Consider the following 15,760-nt stretch of genomic DNA (forward strand, 5'->3'; position numbering starts at 1 on the left):
CTGGTGTCGGCCGGCAGCAGAACCGGCCTCACCGTTTGATCGGGCCGCCCTCTGGCACCGGCCCCCACGCGTTCATGAGCCTTTGGTCCGCTTCCCACGTCGTCGGATTCATCGGGAAGTGCTCGTGCCACGGGCGGGGTTCGTAGTACCCCTTCTCCTCGTCGAGCATGACGTCGAGCTGCGTGAACAGCTCGACGCTGTTGCCGTCTGGGTCTTTGTGGTACGTGAAGATGTTGTGTCCGATGACGTGTCGGCCCGGGCCCCAATACATGGGAAAGTCGTGCTTCGCGAGGTTGTCCAGCATCACCTGGAGGTGGCTGAGATCTCGCGCCTCGTAGGCGATGTGGTGCATCGACTCGTAGCTGTCGCTCTGCATGAAGTTGGCCGCGTGGTGGTCGGCGTTGCAACGCATGAAAACGAAGAAGTCGCCGATCGAATCGGCCCAGCGGAATCCGAGCGCCGACTCGTAGAAGGAGCGCATCGCCGAGACGTCGGGGGTGTACGCCGCCACATGGCCGAGCTTGCTGGGGCGGTGGTCGAAGCTCTGCGCGACACCACTGCGCTCCTGCTCCTGGTAGAGGTGCAGGGTGGCTCCCGTCGCCGCTTCGGTGACCACGAGCACATCGGGGGTTCCCGGGCCGATATCGGTGCGCCGCTCCGAGTCGATCCCAATCGCCGCGAGCCGGCGCTGGGCATCCGCCACACTCTCCTGGATCTCGTAGCCGACGACAGTGCGGCCGCGCGCCTCGGTGCCCTTCTCGATGACCGTGCAGTGGTGGTCGCCGCCGGTGGTCAGAAACGCTCGCCGGTCATCGGCATCCGTCGTGACAAAACCGAGTGCGTCCTTGTAGTACGCGGTGAGACGCTCGACATCGGGCGTCTCGAAAGTGACGTATCCGAGTCGCGAGACGTGCACGGGCGCCTCGGGGCGCGGCCTCGCCGGCGCGGTCGTGAATGTGTCGCTCATGATGCTCTCCTTGTGCTCTCCTCGCGGGACTGGACGCCCACGTATTTGTGCTGCAGGGCCGCCCATCGCCGGCCGACTTCGGCGCCACCCTCGAGATAGCTCGCGGGGGCCGTCGTGTATGGCGCCCGCGTCGGCCCTGGCCGGAAGTACCCGGCCGCCTCAAACTCCGCCCGATCGATCTGGATGTTGTACTTCGAGAACTCCTCGAAGCTTCCGCCGGGGAAGAGCGACTCCACTGCGTGTGCGATCTCGCCTTGGATCACGTCGGCGGTATCCCACTCGCGCGCGAAGATCGCATCCCGAAGGGCGAGCAGGGGCGCGGGACCACAGCTCACGTCGCCGCTCCAACACGCCACGATGTCCTCGGGGTAGATGCGCGCGCTCGTGGACCAGTCGTCAGCGACGGGGAGCAGCCGGATCCGTCCGGCCACGGCCTCCAGATCCGCCGTGAACCGTTCGCCGAGCAGGCCAAGACCCATGTGCTTGGATGCAACGATCTGGGGGATCTGCGCCAGGCGTGCGTAGACATCCGCCGACATCTTGCCTTTGAAGGCGCTCGGATTGTCGTATGCGACCTGGGCCATATCCGGCAACGCCTCGGCAACGGAGCGGTGGTATTCGACGATCTGGTCATCATCGAGTGCCACCCACATCGGGCGTCCGACAAACAGGCCATCCGCACCCAGATCGCGCAAGCGACGGCCGCGGTCGATGGTGTCCCGCGTGTTGAGGGTTGTCGCGCCGGAGAAGACCGGCACCCGTCCGCTCACGGTCTGCACGACGGTGTCGTTGAAGGCGAGGACCTCATTCAGCGTGAGCGTCGCGCCCTCGCCGAACGTGCCGTTTGTCAGGATGACATCCACCCCCGCCTCCACGAGTGAGCGTGTCAGCCGCTCGGTCTCGGCCAGGTCGACGGTGTCGACCGCATCCCATCGGTCAGCGCCGTCCACCGACGGGGTCGGAAGAATGGCGACGACGCCGCGGATGTCCTGGGCGGTGTAGCGCGTCATCGGTTCTCGTCACGTTCGAGGAAGGCATCGCTGCGATAGGTCTGTTTCGTGGGCGAGGCGGGCACGCGGGGTGCCTCTGCGGCTCCGATGATCGCCTCTGGTTCCTCGTAGAAGAAGCCGAGGGCCTGCATCGCGGGGATGTCATGCGTGCTGAACACTCGCAGCGGGGCATCAGAGGTGTTGACGAATCGGTGCCAGGCGTAGTTCGGGATGGCGTAGGCATCGCCCGTGCGCAGCTGCAAGACCTTCCCCTCCACCTCGAGGGTTCCCTCTCCCGAGATCACGTATCCGACGGCCGACGACGAGCGACGGTGCAGGGTGCCGTCGAACCCGGGTACAAACTGCTGCAGCCAGCAGTCCATCGTCTGGAACGTCGAGCCACCGGTCACGGGGTTGGCGTAGCGGAGAGCGAGACCGTCATAGGAGTCGCCGGCCGTTGCGTCGCTCGCGTAGGCGTCGAGGATTGGTTCGACGTCCTTCCACGCGTAGCGGATGGGCAGCCGGTTCGCTCTGGCGCTCTCACGCACGGGACGGAGTGTTGAAGCCCGCAGACCTTGATTGTCTGAAACGGTCGAGCGCTGCGGCTGGCTGGCTGGACCGTATGGCTCGAAATATGCCTGGTTGAGTCCCGTGGTCAATCCGAGATCGAGAACGTCCAGCCAGATCACCTCGTCGTCGGTTGGATTGTGGTGATCGTGCCAGGATGCGCGCGGGGTGATCAGAAGGTCGAAGGTGTCCATCGTGAGCGGCTCACCATCGACGACCGTGTAGGTTGCGGGGTTTCCTTCGATGATGAATCGGAGGGCGCTCATGGTGTGCCGATGCGACCAGCAGAGCTCCTGCGCCCGCATGATCTGAATGCCGATCGCCATCGTGTGCGTCGAGCCCGGCGCTCCCTGGGCGATCTCCGGGTTCGTGAAAACAAGGCTCGTGCGGCCGATACCGCGAGGGCCCAACACCTTCGAGGCCTCAACGAGGAGGTCGCGGGTCTCGGTCCACGGCCACACCATCGCTGTACCCCGCGGCTTGGGGCCGCCGATCACCGAGTCCATCATCGGCTCGAACGACCACTGGCCCCTGATGTTGCGGGCGTTGATCTTCGCGTCGTACTCCTTCAGGCGAGCAAGGCCTTCACCGTCTGGCATCTCATCCTGGTCGACCACATTCGTTGTGTTCGTCATGTCATTGTTCCTTTCGTCGTTGTCGTCGCGCGGGAGGGGTGGATCCCCACGCGGTGGTGCTGTCTCAGCGGAGTGATCCATGCGCGTACGTGATGTGAATGCTCTTGGTCTGGGTGTACGACAGCAGCTCGCCGAGGTCTTCCTCTCGACCGATGCCGCTGTTCTTGACTCCCCCATATGGCGCTCCCGGCAGATGGCGAGACACCTCGTTCACCCACACGTAGCCGGCGTCGACGCTCTCTGCAAAGCGGTGCGCGATGCCGAGATCCTGGGTGAAGACGCTCGCCGTGAGGCCAAACTGTGTGGCATTGGCCATTCGGATCGCGTCGTGCTCGTCAGAGAATCGTGTGACCGACAGCACGGGGCCGAAGATCTCCTCCTGGGCAAGCCGGGAATCTATGGCGACGTCGGCGAAGACGGCCGGACGAACGAAAAGGCCGTCTGCGAGCACGCCGTCGACGACCCGGGTGCCTCCGGTCATCAACCGCGCGCCCTCCTCCTGGCCGATGCGAACGTAGTCCAGCACCTTCGCGAGCTGGCGGTCGTTCACGATGGCACCGGTCTGGGACGCCGGGTCATCGGGGAGCCCCGGCCGCAGGGCGCTCACGCGCTCCGCGAGCCGATCGACGAACTCGTCATAGATCGACGCGTGCACGAGGTTGCGGGAGAGCGACCCGCACGACTGGCCCTGCCAGGTGAAATTCATTCCCCGCACGGCGGCGTCCACGACGGTGTCGAGGTCGGCGTCAGGGAACACCACGAGCGGGTTCTTGCCCCCCAGTTCGAGGGAAACAGTTTTGACCATGCGCTCGGCGGCACGACGCTGGATGGCGAGTCCCGTCGCGACCGAACCGGTGAAGGCGATACGGTGCACGTTCGGATGCGAGACAAGGGCGTCCCCGGATTCCGGTCCGGCGCCCGTCACCACGTTGAATACCCCGACCGGAAGGATGTCGTTTGCAACGTCCGCGAGAAGCAAAGCCGAGAGACTCGTGAACTCACTCGGCTTGAGCACGACCGTGTTGCCCGCCACCAGCGGTGCGGCGATCTTGCTGGCCGCGAACATGAATGGATGGTTGAAAGGCACGATCCGGCCGACGACCCCGAACGGCACCCTGGTCGTGTAGGTGATCTCTCCGGTGGGGCCGGGGAGCGTCTCTCCCCGCACCTGCAATGCCAGGCCGGCGAAGTACCGCAATGCAGAGACCCCCGCCGCGATGTCGCGGCGCATCTCGGTCAGCAGGCTACCGTTCTCCGCAGAGTCGAGCGCAGCGAACTCTTCCGAGCGGGCCTCGACGGCCGCGGCAAGCCGATTCACCATCTCGGCGCGCGCCACCGGAGCGAGGCGACGCCAAGCCCCCGCCGCCGCGTGGGCGGCAGCGACAGCTCTGTCGACGTCGCTGCGCGTCGCGTCGGGAATCGTGCCGAGCACGGCCCCCGTCGCCGGATTGAGGGTCTCGATCAGGGCGCCGTTCGACGCGGCCGACCATTCACCTCCGATCAGCATCCGCGCGTCGATCGTGCCTGCCACTAGCGTGTCTGCCATTAGACGGCGCCTTCAGCGCGCAGTCCGTCGATCTGCTCGCGAGAGAGACCAAGGAGTTCACCGAACACCTCGTCGGTGTGTTCCCCCACTCGCGGTCCCGCATGCGTGATGCGGGTTGGCGTCTCGCTGAACCGGATCCATGGGGCGAGGAGAGTGACCTCGCCGGCCTCTGGGTGGTCGACCTTGACGAATGCTTCGCGCTCCGCGAGGTGCCGGTCTTCCATCAGGTCCGCAATCGTGTTCACGGGGCCGATCGGCAACTTCTGCGGGGTGAGCAGCTCGAAGAGCTCCTTCGGCGTGAACTCCGTCAGCCATTCCCCCGCGGTCGCCTGCACGAGCTTGAGATTGCTGCGGCGCGATTCGGTGGTCGCGAAGCGCACATCCTCGAGTGCGTCAGCGTGTCCGAGCGCCGTGGCGAAGGCCGTAAATTGCTCCTGGGTCATGTCGGGCACGTGGAACGCCACGTGGCCGTCTTTCGCCTCCATGTAGGCGCCGGCCGGGCCCTGCCCCTCGAAGAACTCATGGAACGACGCGACGTTGAATCCCATCATGGACTCCTGCATCGAGACCTCGATCTTCTGCCCTTCTCCGGTGACTGCCTTGCGGTAGAGGGCGCCGAGAATCCCGACGGCAAGCGAGACTCCCGCCGCCTCGTCGCCCGGGCCGAGCACCTGGGTGCCAGAGGCGCCAGACATCCGCCACGACGCATCGGCCCAGCCCGACGTCGCCATGGCAACGGTGGCATACGAGCGGTAAGACGAATAGGGCCCCGTCTCGCCATAGCCTTTCGAGGAACCGTAGATGATGTCGGACTTGAGCTCCTTGAGAGCTTCGTAGCCGAAGCCGAGCCGCTCCATGACGCCGGTCGAGAAGTTCTCGACCACGACATCGGAGGTACGCACGAGGTCAGTGAAGATCTCGCGACCCTTCGGGTGCTTGAGGTTGAGGGTCACCGCCTTCTTATTGGCGTTGACCGCGAGAAACTCGTAACCGTCGTGGTCCGAATCGACGGGCATCCAGGCATGGCGGAAACGGTCGGGGGCGTCCTGCTGCTCGACTTTGATCACCTCAGCGCCGAGGTGGGCCAGCAGCATCGTCGCAAACGGACCGTTGAGTACGTGCGACAGATCGAGGACGCGAACCCCCGCCAGGGGGCCGAAACCGGTGGATGTCGTCATGTCAAATCTCCTTCTCAAGTTCAAGCAATGTAAAGGTGGGAAGCACGACGTCGTCGTGCAGTGGTGTGAATTGAACGGCCACCCGTGACCCCACGCGAGCGTGCTCCCACTCGCCCTGCTGAAGGGTGGACTGGAGCACCCCTTTGTCGTCAGTGCCGTCGAGAACGACGTGGATCAGGGCAAGAGGGATCTCATCGGCGAATGCCGGATCCATCGGACGGTGTACGACCACGAGGCCGACGATGCTTCCGGTTCCCGGCAGCTCGTGCCAGACAGGGGTCGCCGCGTGGCACTCAGGACAGTGCTCGCGTGGGGGCCAACGCCATGAATCGCATGACCCACAGCGCTGCCCGACGAGGCGTCCCTCAGCCGCGGCCTCCCAAAACGGGGCACTGTCGGCGTCGATGCGCGGCAGCGGCTTCGTCGGTGCGCTCATGAGTGCCTCCGCAAGATCATCGAGCTGTCACCGGACTCGGCGACAACGAGAGCAAGTTCCGGATCCCGCACCTGGCGGCAGCGATTCCGGTCGTAGTCGTGCGCACCATCGCAGTAGTCGTCACACACGCCGTCGTCCCGCAGCTGCTGCACCGCCTCGACGATGTGGCCGAGTCCGAGAAAATGCCCCTCGGAGAGGTTGCCGCCACTGGCGTTCACCGGGAGGCGCCCGTCGAGCGAGAAATCGCCCGCGCGCAGACGCGCGGGGCCTGCACCGAGCGGCGCAAGGCCGAACTGCTCGATGTGCAGCATCGCCATCCCCGTGAACGGGTCGTAGATCTGGGCCAGGTCAAGGTCGTCGACCGTGATTCCCGCCTTCTCATACAGTCGGGGTGCAGCCGAGAGCGCGTTGAGCTCCCATCGCCGGGAGGCCGTCCGCGCCATGACCGGCGCACCCAGGCTGCCGCCCTGGACAGCGCGCACGGAGACGGCGGATCGGCGCATCCGCGTGGCCTCCGACGTAAGCGAAACCACGACCGCCATGGCGCCGTCGTTCCAGATACTGCAGTCCAGCAGGCGGAACGGCCAGACGATCCAGGGGGAATCCTGGTGTTGCTCCGTGGTCATCGACGCGGTCATGAGCGCCTTGCGGTTCAGGCCGGCGTTGGCCCGCTGCAGCACGGCGAGTGGAGCGAAGTCAGCATTCTCGATGCCGAACTCGTGCATCCACGCACTCACGTATGGCCCGTACAGGGTCGCGGCATGGGCCGCACCATACGGCTCGCTCCACTGCCTCTGCCCGGAAGGCCAGAAGTCGAGGCCAGGGCCCGACGGGGGCTCCGAACGGGAGTTCGCGGCACGGTAGACAAGAACGTTGCGGCATTGGCCGGTCGCCACCGCTGCTGCCGCTGCGGCAATCGCGGAACAGGCCCAGGCACCGCCACCGCTGTCGCAGTGAGAGAGGGTGCAGTCCGTGAGGCCGAGTGCGTTGCCCAGTTCCGCCGGGGCCGGGGTGTCGCGCACTCCCCAGTAATACGTCACCAAGCCGTCGATGTCCGTCGGCCGGAGGCCGGCGTCCTCGATCGCGCGGAGCGACGCTTCGACGCCGAGCGACAGGGCGCTGCGTCCGCTCTTCTTCGAAATCTCGGTCCAACCGACTCCGGTGATGGCTGCAGCGTCACGCAGCGTACTCACGGCTGCTCACCCTCACCGAACAGTCCCGCGGTTTGCTCGGTGAGGTTCACGGACTTCAACTCGTAGAAGGCGTTGATTCCCTCTGGACCGAACTCGCGGCCGACGCCCGAGTCCTTGACCCCGCCGAAGGGCGCTTGCACGTTGTGCGTGAACGAATTAATGCTGAAGGTACCGGAACGCACTGACCGCGCGACGCGTTCCGCCGTTGCGGGGTTCTCAGTGAACACTCCACCGTGCAGGCCATATTCCGAGTCGTTGGCGATCGCGATCGCCTCATCCACCGTCGTGTACGGGATGACGACGGCGACGGGGCCGAAGATCTCCTCGCGGCTCACCCGCATGGTGTTGTCGGTTCCGACCAGCACGGTGGGCTCGACATAGTAGCCCGAGTCCAGGCCGTCGACGCGGCCGCCCCCGGCGACAACGCGCGCACCTTCCTGCTTGCCGATCTCGATGTAGTCGAGCACGCGGTCTAACTGGGTGCGTGAGGCGAGGGGGCCCATCGTGGTTGCCGGGTCAGTGGGGTCGCCGATGACATAGGACGCGGCGGCCTCAGAGATCACGGTCGCCCATTCGTCGTGGCTGTTTGCCGGAACGAGGATGCGGGTGAAGGCGTTACAGGTCTGACCCGTGTTGACGAAGGTGCCGTCGATGATCCCCCGCCGCACGGTGTCGCGGTCCGCATCCTCGGCGATGATGGCCGCAGATTTTCCGCCGAGCTCGAGCTGCAGTCGCGTGAAATTCGGGCCGGCCGTGCGGGCGATCTCGCGGCCCGCAGCGGTTGACCCTGTGAAGCTGATCTTGTCGACGCCGCGGTGCGAGGTCAGCGCACGGCCGGCTTCTCGGCCCCCAGTGACGAGGTTGAAGACTCCACGCGGCAGACCAGCCGCCTGGAGGGCATCGGCGATCTCGAAGACGTCGAGGGGAGTCTCCGGTGCGGGCTTGAACACCAGGGTGCATCCGGTGGCGAGCGCGGGGATGATCTTGGCGATCGCCATATTGAACGGGCTGTTCCAGGGAGTGATGGCGGCGACGACACCGATCGGTTCGCGCACAATCGCGGTGGGGCCGAATCGGGTGTTGCGCACCTCGCTCTCTGCACCGGCACGTGCCAGATCGAGAAAGTATTCGCCCACCCAAATGCCGGCGGGGGTTTTCCGCCGGGAGATCGACGTCGGTACGCCCATCTCCGCGGTCACCAGGTCGGCAATCTCGTCGCTGCGCGACTTCAGGATGTCGAGAGCACGCGTCAGAATTTCGGCCCGCTCCACGAGCGGCATTCGGCTCCAGAAACCGTCGTCGAACGCTCGTCGCGCTGCGCCTACCGCCGCATCCACATCGGCTTCGTTGGCGTCGGAGACCTCGCCGATTCGTTGCTCGGTTGCGGGCGATACGACGGAAATGCGTGTCGGTGAACCCGAGAGACGCCATTCGCCGTCGATGAGCAATTCGTTTCGAACGTTCATGTTCTCCTCTTCCTTGAGCAGGTGGCGGAACCCGATCCGGCGTCCCTCGCGAGGGCCAGGCCTGACTGAGTGGGGTGGCCGCGTGAATCACAACATAGCATCTGCGATGTTTCTGAACAACCGCTTATCGCATCACGAATAGACAAAGAACTCGACCGTCGGCTCGATGATGTTCCAGACCGTTCGAGTGCCCGCATTGAATGACGCGACATCACCCGCAGTCAGCTCGTGGGTGGGTCCGTCGGCCACCTCGATGCGCACCCGACCTTCGAGAATATGGACCGTCTCATCGGCGTGAATCACCACCTCGACGGGCCCAGGGGCATCCGCCGGACCGACAGTCCAGAACCCACATCCGAGGTCATCGCGCCCACCCTCGCCCGGCTTGCGGACCCACTGAATCACTCCCGCCTTGAACGGCTCGGCCTGGGCCAGGTCGTAGGCCCCACTCGCGCTGAAGGTTGTGTCATTCGACATTGGACTCCTCTTTCTGTTCTCCGACTCGCTGTCGGTCACTGTGTCGCTGCGGCACGGGCGCCTGGTCAGGCAGCAGTCCACCCGAAAGCATTTCCGCCGAGCACGAATGGGAAGATCGACACATCCAATGCACCAGCCATCTGTGCTGAGGCGGATGGTGGCATCGTCGCTCCGATCGAATATCGCTTGCACTTCGCACACCGGCCACGCTCCCGATCGGAAGCTCGGCATCGAGAGAGCGTGCACAAAACATAGCAAACACGATGTTTCAAAAACAACACATCAGCGGGATTCGCCTCAATACAAACAAAGCACTTGCAATGTTTGCGAATTCTGTGCAAGATCAGTTCTCACAGCGTTGTAACCCGCCCACCGAGCACGCATCACCGCGGCACTCAGGGGAGGATCGCAATGCGCACGAGCACCGCCCCGCGTGCACTCACTCACCGTCGATCTAGCCCCTTGGAGACGAACCTCTTGTCCACTCCACTGCACTTCGGATTCTTCAGCTCCTTTCAACCCCCCGCCTGGCATGCCGGCACCGACCGCACGTTTGGTGAAGATTGGCACAACGGCGGGTACCACAGCTGGCTGGCCAAACGCGTTGAAGACGCCGGATTCGACTTTCTCTTCTTCGAAGACACATCCGGGGTTTCCCGGGTGCTCGGCGGGAACACGGACATGGATCTCCGCTACGTTCTCAGCGCGCCGAAGAATGACCCGGTTGCACTCATCACCTATCTCGCAGCGAAGACCAGCCGACTCGGACTCATCGCCACAGGGTCGACCAGCCTCTACCCGCCCTTTCTCCTCGCCCGCCTGTACGCAACGATTGACAATCTGAGCGGCGGCCGCGTCGGCTGGAATATTGTCACGTCGAGTGAAGACGAAGCCGCCCAGAACTACGGACTCGATGCTTTGCCTCCGACCAACGAACGCTATGCCATCGCCGACGAGTTCATGGATGTCGTCAACAAGCTCTGGGACTCGTGGGAGCCGGGTGCTGTGGTCAAGGACCTGGAGAACAACGTCTACACCGACCCCACCAAGGTTCACGCGATCGACCATGTCGGCGAACACTTCAAGGTGCGCGGGCCGCTCAATTCTTACCCGTCGCCGCAGAAGAAGCCTCTTTTCGCCCAGGCAGGCGGCTCCCCGCGCGGTCGTGAGTTCGCCGCACGCCACGCCGAACTGATCATGTCGGTCACGATTGGTGGCGTCGAAGCCATGAAGGAGTTCCGCGAGGATATCCATGCCCGCATGCGAGCGGTCGGCCGCGACCCGCGCGAGGCACGCATCCTCTACGCCCTCCACCCGTACATCTTCGAGAGCCCGGCCGCTCGACGCGCTGCGATCACGGATGCCCAGCTTGTGCCGGTACTCGGCAAGCACGGCGCCCACCTCGGCATCGATCTGCTGACGTTCGACCTTGAGAAGCCCCTCCCCCTCGACCTTGAGGTCAACGGTACGACAAGCATGTTCGAGAGCCTCAAGGAGAAAGCCCGCCGCGGCATCTCACTGCGCGAGGCGATCATCGACTTCCACTGGGGAGACGACGCGCTCGGCACCACCGGCCCCGCGAAGGATGTCGCCCGAAACCTCGTCGACGCGATGGAGGAGGTCGGTGGCGACGGCTACATCTTCATGGCGACCCAGGATGCCAATGGCGAAGTCATCGACGGATTGATCGACGAACTCGTCCCCGAGCTCAAGCGGATCGGGGCGATGCGCACCGACTTCCCCGGGTCGACCTTTCGCGAGAACCTCTTCTCCTTCTGACCCCGCGGAACACGCGACGGCGATCTCGCCACCTCAATTTCGAAATAAGGATTCCACAGCATGAGTGCACCCACCACCGATACACCCGAGCCCGTTGACGTGCTGATCGTCGGCGCTGGCTTCGCCGGGCTCGCCGCTGCGCGTGATTTGACCAGAGCGGGTCAGACCGTCATGGTCGTGGAAGCACGGGACCGCATCGGCGGACGCACCTGGTATACACACACTCCGCTCGGCCGAGAACTCGAGTTGGGCGGCGGATTCGTACATTGGAACCAGCCCCACGTCTGGTCGGACATGATCGCGTACGGCCTTGAGCTGGAGCCGGTGGAAGACATTGACACGGTGCACTGGATCGCAGACGGAGCCCTGCATTCCTCTCCCGTCGACGAATACAAGGCGCTCGTCGGCCCCGGCCAGAGCGCCCTCGCCGAGGGCGCTCTGAAGGCGTTCCCTCGCCCTCACGAACCATTCCCACTCACTGAAGCTGCCCGTGTGGCCGACAACACCTCTGTACCGGAGCGCATCGCCCAGCTCGGCCTCAGCGACACCGTCGCCGAACTTCTTCGGACCCACTGGACTCTCTCGTTCAGCGGTCTCACCGACGATGCCGCGTGGTCGCAGATCCTCCACCACACCGCTCTCGCCGGCGGACTCTGGCAGATGCGAGCGGAGTCGGCCAACGCCTATGTGCTCCGCGAGAGCACTCGCACCTACATCGAGGCGATCGCGGCCGATACCACCGCCGAAATCCGCCTCTCGACAACGGTGGAGTCCATCGAACAGGACGGGGACATCGTCACCGTGCGCACCGCGGACGGCTCCCTCATCCGCGCACGCAACGCACTGGTCACTGTGCCACTCAACATCCTCAACTCAATCGAGTTCGACCCACCTCTCTCCGCCGAAAAGCGTGCAGCAGCCACGCGTGGCCAGGTCTCCACCGGGTTCAAGGTCTGGATGCGTACGAAGGGTGACGTCGGACGTTTCATTGCGTTCGCTCCCGACACCTCGCCGCTCACCATGACCGGATATGAGTACATGATCGACGGCGATTCCATCCTGATTGGCTTCGGGCCGCAGTCTGCGAACCTCGACATCACCGATGCGCGTGCCGTCGAGGCGGCCGTACGCCAGTGGCTCCCTGACGTCGAACTCGTCGAGGTCCATGGGCACGATTGGACGGCCGATCCGCTCTCGGGTGAGACCTGGGCGATGTTGCGCACCGGTCAGCTCGACGACCTCGAGGAGCTCGCCAGACCAGAGGGGCGCGTCCAGCTCATCGGCAGCGATTACGCGTTCGGCTGGAACGGTCACATCGACGGAGCACTGGAAACCGCTCGCAAGGCGGCCGGCCGCATCGTCGCGTCGTCGGGCGGCCGGACCGCATGACAACGAGACCCCTCAACCGGCGAGCGATGGTGACCAAAGAGCCCGTGAGCTCTCGGTCGCCACGCCCACCGCCCTTTCGCGGCAGGTATCCTCGCGCTCCCACATGACCGGCAAGAAATGTGTTGGAGCCCGAATTCTGAACCGGATGCTACGCAACGAAAGGTTGCTCAGCACGCTACCAGGTCGACAGTGTTGACCCCGCATACCCCTCACGGCCGTGACGATCACCGGCCACCTTCAATGATGAAGAGAGAAGCTTTCAATGACACGTCCAGACACCAGTGGCGCTACTACCGCCACGACAATTTCCACAGACACCGCAAGCAATTCGCTCGCCGAAACGCTCTCCCCCGCACGACGGTGGGCCGCACTGGCACTCCTGCTGACCGGTATATTCATCGGTCTCGTCGACATGCAATCGGCCAATCTTCTCGTGCCGGCCCTCACCGAGTCATTCGGGGCCTCCACCTCGACCCTGTCCTGGTTCATCGGTGGCTACACGCTCGCCTACGGAGTGTCGCTGATTCCCGCCGGCCGACTGGGCGACCGATACGGCCACAAGATCATCTTCACCATCGGCCTCGCCGGCTACGTACTCACCTCGCTGGGCACCAGCCTCGCGCAGGACACCACCCAGCTGATCATTTTGCGCGTCTGCCACGGGCTCATGGGTGGAATGGTCGTGGCACCGGTCTTCGCCTACATCCAACTGCTGTTCACCGGACGCCGCCGGGTGCGCGCGTTCGGGTTCTTCCTGGCGACGACGGGGGTCGGCTCACTCATCGCCCCGTTTGTCGCAGCCTGGTCAGTTGACGGACTCGGCGCAGACCCGGGCTGGCGGGTGACCGTCGCATTCTCGGCGGTGCTTGGCACGGTCGCCCTTCTCTTCACCTTCAAGCTGCTCCCACGAATCAATACCGCCTCAGTGGGCAGCTTCGATGTGTTCGGAGTGATCCTCTCGGCTGTCGTCTTCGTCGCCCTGCTTCTGCCCCTCATCCAGTCCGACTCTGGAGCGCTTCCCGGCTGGGCGATCTGGAGCTTCGCGACCTCGTTGCTCGCCGCCATCATCTTCGTCTTCTGGCAGCGGAGCATCGAGAAGCGCGGCGGGCTCCCGTTGCTGCGACTGAGCCTCTTCAAGCTGCCTGAGTTCAGCTTTGGCCTGCTCACCTTGGTTCTCGCCTTCGCCAGCTTTACGGCATCGATCTTCATCGCGCTCACGACCCTCTGGGTGTGGGGACTCGGAAACGATGAGAGTTCAGCCGCACTGATGCTGCTTCCGCTCTCGCTCGGTGGCGTGGTCGGCGGACTGGTGGCAGACCGTTTCCAGGCACTGGTCGGACGCTTCGCGGTCACGATCTCCCTCGTCATCTTGACGGTCGGCAACATTGCGATTTGGCTGATGGTTCAGATCCCCGACGTCGGAATGCTCACTCTGGCGTTGCCATTCTTTATCGCCGGTGCCGCATCGGGGCTGTTCTTCGGACCGATCAACGGGTCGATCCTCGCTCGCGTTCCCGAGATCGACGCCGGCAGCGCCGGCGGTACCGTCGTGACGTTGCAGCGCGTCGGCTCGGCACTCGGCTCGTCTGTGGTCTTCATCGTGCTGATGATTCGCCCCGGAGTCGCGGCAAGCGACTTCACCCCGGACGACTGGGCAGCCACGTCGATCAACGCACTGCTGGTGATCGCCCTGTTCTCGGCGGCGGGCCTTGTGCTGAGCATCCTCATCGACTTCTTGACCCGCAACGAAACTGCGGTGCGCGAAGCGTTCAACACGAAGTAGCTCCAACTCAGGGGCGTCCGCAGCGCAGTGCGCTGCGGACGCCCCTCTTTCAGTTGCTCTTGGTCCACCACACAGAGGAAACGACGCCATGACCATCAAAATCGGCATCATCATCGGAAGTACCCGCCCCGGCCGCAAAGCGCCGACTGTTGCGCAATGGGTCTTTGACCGAGCCAGCGAACGCGATGACGCCCACTACGAGCTCATCGACCTCGCAGACTTCGACCTTCCGCTCCTCGATGAGAGGGGTGTGCCCTCATTCGGCGGCACCTACGAGAAGTCCCATTCGATCAGCTGGGCGGCGAAGATCGCAGAATACGACGGGTACATCTTCGTGACGCCTGAATACAATCATTCGGTGCCCGGCGCGCTGAAGAACGCCCTCGACTACCTCAACCGCGAGTGGAACAACAAGGCGGCAGCGTTCGTAAGCTACGGGGGCAGCGCAGGAGGCGCCCGCGCGATTGAACACCTCCGACTCATCCTCGCGGAGCTCCAGGTGGCCACGGTTCGCACGAATATCGTGCTCCCGTTCGCCTCTCAGTTCTCGCCCGGACTCGCGGAGTTCACCCCCGGGGACTACCAACTCCCGTTCTTGACCCAGATGCTCGATCAGTTGACCGCGTGGTCAGGAGCGCTTCGCCCGCTCCGTGTCGAGTCGACTCCACCCGTCGGCCAAGCAACCAGGTAGCCCGTCTCCGCTACGCCGGAGTCGACTCTGCGGGTGATAGCGCAAGCTGTCTGAGCAGTCGTCGCGCCCCTGCAACCTGCCGGTCGGTCACCGCAGACCATTCCTGTCCGAACACCACTCGCTGGTAGACCATCCCATCACCGAGCGCCACGAGAGCATCGACGAGTTCGTCGACATCATCTGCGACGCCGGCTTTGCCCAGGACCGTGCGTACACGAGCACGATAAACGTCCTGATTGCGACGCACGACGGCACCGAGCTCTGGGGAGTTGCGGGAGGCTACGAACACCTCGGTGAGAAACACCGGCATGTCGGGGTTGTCGTCCATCATCTTCGTGAAATGGTCAAGCAATTCTTCGACCCGTGGCAAATCTGACATGTACGACTGAGAGAGCTCGACACACCACTCCAACGCCGCCTCGAGCAGGGCGAGCAGATTCGGAAAGTGGTGCCGCAGGCTCCCCTGGCTTACCCCTGCTTCGGCAGTGACCGAACGGTAGGTCAGCTTCGTGAGTCCGTCACGGGCAACCAGTCGCACGGCCGCCTCAACGAGCGCTTGTCGGCCCTGCCCGTAGGGAAGTCGAGTCGACTCCGCGTTATCCTTCATGGAAATTTGCCCGCCCACTCTCACCAGATTTTGAGGCGCTTTCACTACGCGCTGTCA

General features: G+C 64.2%; 14 protein-coding genes. 4 read left to right on the forward strand and 10 right to left on the reverse strand.

Features of this window, described 5'->3' with window-relative positions:
* Window positions 1–28 precede the first annotated feature (28 nt).
* The 9 genes from ABD791_RS16975 to ABD791_RS17015 form a co-directional block, all read right to left on the reverse strand.
* Window positions 29–967 carry a VOC family protein gene (locus ABD791_RS16975; RefSeq protein WP_345068865.1) on the reverse strand — a complete coding sequence of 313 codons (939 nt, stop codon included), beginning with the start codon at window positions 965–967 and terminating at the stop codon, window positions 29–31.
* Window positions 964–1,977 carry a dihydrodipicolinate synthase family protein gene (locus ABD791_RS16980; protein ID WP_345068867.1) on the reverse strand — a complete coding sequence of 338 codons (1,014 nt, stop codon included), beginning with the start codon at window positions 1,975–1,977 and terminating at the stop codon, window positions 964–966. The genes ABD791_RS16975 and ABD791_RS16980 overlap by 4 nt, the downstream gene beginning before the upstream one ends.
* Window positions 1,974–3,158 carry a cupin domain-containing protein gene (locus ABD791_RS16985; protein ID WP_345068869.1) on the reverse strand — a complete coding sequence of 395 codons (1,185 nt, stop codon included), beginning with the start codon at window positions 3,156–3,158 and terminating at the stop codon, window positions 1,974–1,976. Before ABD791_RS16985 ends, ABD791_RS16980 begins: the two co-directional genes overlap by 4 nt.
* 64 nt (window positions 3,159–3,222) lie before the next feature.
* A complete protein-coding gene (locus ABD791_RS16990; protein WP_345068871.1) occupies window positions 3,223–4,704 on the reverse strand; it encodes an aldehyde dehydrogenase family protein in 1,482 nt (493 codons plus the stop codon).
* Complete coding sequence (locus ABD791_RS16995) at window positions 4,704–5,882, reverse strand: CaiB/BaiF CoA transferase family protein (RefSeq protein ID WP_345068873.1); 1,179 nt, start codon at window positions 5,880–5,882, stop codon at window positions 4,704–4,706. Before ABD791_RS16995 ends, ABD791_RS16990 begins: the two co-directional genes overlap by 1 nt.
* A gap of 1 nt (window position 5,883) precedes the next feature.
* Entirely contained in the window at window positions 5,884–6,318 is a 435-nt protein-coding gene (locus tag ABD791_RS17000) for a Zn-ribbon domain-containing OB-fold protein (RefSeq protein ID WP_345068875.1), read from the reverse strand.
* Window positions 6,315–7,511, reverse strand: a complete 1,197-nt coding sequence (locus ABD791_RS17005) for a thiolase family protein (RefSeq protein WP_345068876.1) — start codon at window positions 7,509–7,511, stop codon at window positions 6,315–6,317. Before ABD791_RS17005 ends, ABD791_RS17000 begins: the two co-directional genes overlap by 4 nt.
* Complete coding sequence (locus ABD791_RS17010; RefSeq protein WP_345068878.1) at window positions 7,508–8,977, reverse strand: aldehyde dehydrogenase; 1,470 nt, start codon at window positions 8,975–8,977, stop codon at window positions 7,508–7,510. Before ABD791_RS17010 ends, ABD791_RS17005 begins: the two co-directional genes overlap by 4 nt.
* A gap of 132 nt (window positions 8,978–9,109) precedes the next feature.
* The gene (locus ABD791_RS17015) at window positions 9,110–9,454 is read right to left on the reverse strand and encodes a cupin domain-containing protein (RefSeq protein WP_345068880.1); all 345 of its coding nucleotides are present in this window, start codon (window positions 9,452–9,454) and stop codon (window positions 9,110–9,112) included.
* A 411-nt stretch (window positions 9,455–9,865) separates the two neighbouring features.
* On the opposite strand from ABD791_RS17015, the gene ABD791_RS17020 reads away from it, so the two are divergent.
* The 4 genes from ABD791_RS17020 (at window position 9,866) to ABD791_RS17035 (ending at window position 15,096) form a co-directional block, all read left to right on the forward strand.
* Window positions 9,866–11,233: an NtaA/DmoA family FMN-dependent monooxygenase gene (locus ABD791_RS17020; RefSeq protein WP_345068882.1), complete on the forward strand. Its 1,368-nt coding sequence runs from the start codon at window positions 9,866–9,868 to the stop codon at window positions 11,231–11,233.
* Between the two features lie 60 nt (window positions 11,234–11,293).
* Window positions 11,294–12,622, forward strand: a complete 1,329-nt coding sequence (locus ABD791_RS17025) for a flavin monoamine oxidase family protein (RefSeq protein ID WP_345068884.1) — start codon at window positions 11,294–11,296, stop codon at window positions 12,620–12,622.
* A 262-nt stretch (window positions 12,623–12,884) separates the two neighbouring features.
* On the forward strand, window positions 12,885–14,405 hold the full coding sequence (locus ABD791_RS17030) for an MFS transporter (protein ID WP_345068886.1): 1,521 nt from the start codon (window positions 12,885–12,887) through the stop codon (window positions 14,403–14,405).
* Window positions 14,406–14,493: 88 nt separating this feature from the next.
* On the forward strand, window positions 14,494–15,096 hold the full coding sequence (locus ABD791_RS17035) for an NADPH-dependent FMN reductase (protein ID WP_345068888.1): 603 nt from the start codon (window positions 14,494–14,496) through the stop codon (window positions 15,094–15,096).
* A gap of 10 nt (window positions 15,097–15,106) precedes the next feature.
* On the opposite strand, the gene ABD791_RS17040 is transcribed toward ABD791_RS17035, so the two are convergent.
* The gene (locus tag ABD791_RS17040; RefSeq protein ID WP_345068890.1) at window positions 15,107–15,703 is read right to left on the reverse strand and encodes a TetR/AcrR family transcriptional regulator; all 597 of its coding nucleotides are present in this window, start codon (window positions 15,701–15,703) and stop codon (window positions 15,107–15,109) included.
* Between the last annotated feature and the right edge of the window lie 57 nt (window positions 15,704–15,760).

Origin of the sequence: Glaciibacter kafniensis (genome assembly GCF_039538945.1) — a bacterium.
Taxonomy (GTDB): Bacteria; Actinomycetota; Actinomycetes; order Actinomycetales; family Microbacteriaceae; genus Cryobacterium; species Cryobacterium kafniensis.

Excerpts from the sequence above, each read along its gene's own strand:
- ABD791_RS16975 (WP_345068865.1), bottom strand. The coding sequence starts at position 967 with ATGAGCGACACATTCACGACCGCGCCGGCGAGGCCGCGCCCCGAGGCG.
- ABD791_RS16980 (WP_345068867.1), bottom strand. The coding sequence starts at position 1,977 with ATGACGCGCTACACCGCCCAGGACATCCGCGGCGTCGTCGCCATTCTT.
- ABD791_RS16985 (WP_345068869.1), bottom strand. The coding sequence starts at position 3,158 with ATGACGAACACAACGAATGTGGTCGACCAGGATGAGATGCCAGACGGT.
- ABD791_RS16990 (WP_345068871.1), bottom strand. The coding sequence starts at position 4,704 with ATGGCAGACACGCTAGTGGCAGGCACGATCGACGCGCGGATGCTGATC.
- ABD791_RS16995 (WP_345068873.1), bottom strand. The coding sequence starts at position 5,882 with ATGACGACATCCACCGGTTTCGGCCCCCTGGCGGGGGTTCGCGTCCTC.
- ABD791_RS17000 (WP_345068875.1), bottom strand. The coding sequence starts at position 6,318 with ATGAGCGCACCGACGAAGCCGCTGCCGCGCATCGACGCCGACAGTGCC.
- ABD791_RS17010 (WP_345068878.1), bottom strand. The coding sequence starts at position 8,977 with ATGAACGTTCGAAACGAATTGCTCATCGACGGCGAATGGCGTCTCTCG.
- ABD791_RS17015 (WP_345068880.1), bottom strand. The coding sequence starts at position 9,454 with ATGTCGAATGACACAACCTTCAGCGCGAGTGGGGCCTACGACCTGGCC.
- ABD791_RS17020 (WP_345068882.1), top strand. The coding sequence starts at position 9,866 with ATGCGCACGAGCACCGCCCCGCGTGCACTCACTCACCGTCGATCTAGC.
- ABD791_RS17025 (WP_345068884.1), top strand. The coding sequence starts at position 11,294 with ATGAGTGCACCCACCACCGATACACCCGAGCCCGTTGACGTGCTGATC.
- ABD791_RS17030 (WP_345068886.1), top strand. The coding sequence starts at position 12,885 with ATGACACGTCCAGACACCAGTGGCGCTACTACCGCCACGACAATTTCC.
- ABD791_RS17035 (WP_345068888.1), top strand. The coding sequence starts at position 14,494 with ATGACCATCAAAATCGGCATCATCATCGGAAGTACCCGCCCCGGCCGC.
- ABD791_RS17040 (WP_345068890.1), bottom strand. The coding sequence starts at position 15,703 with ATGAAGGATAACGCGGAGTCGACTCGACTTCCCTACGGGCAGGGCCGA.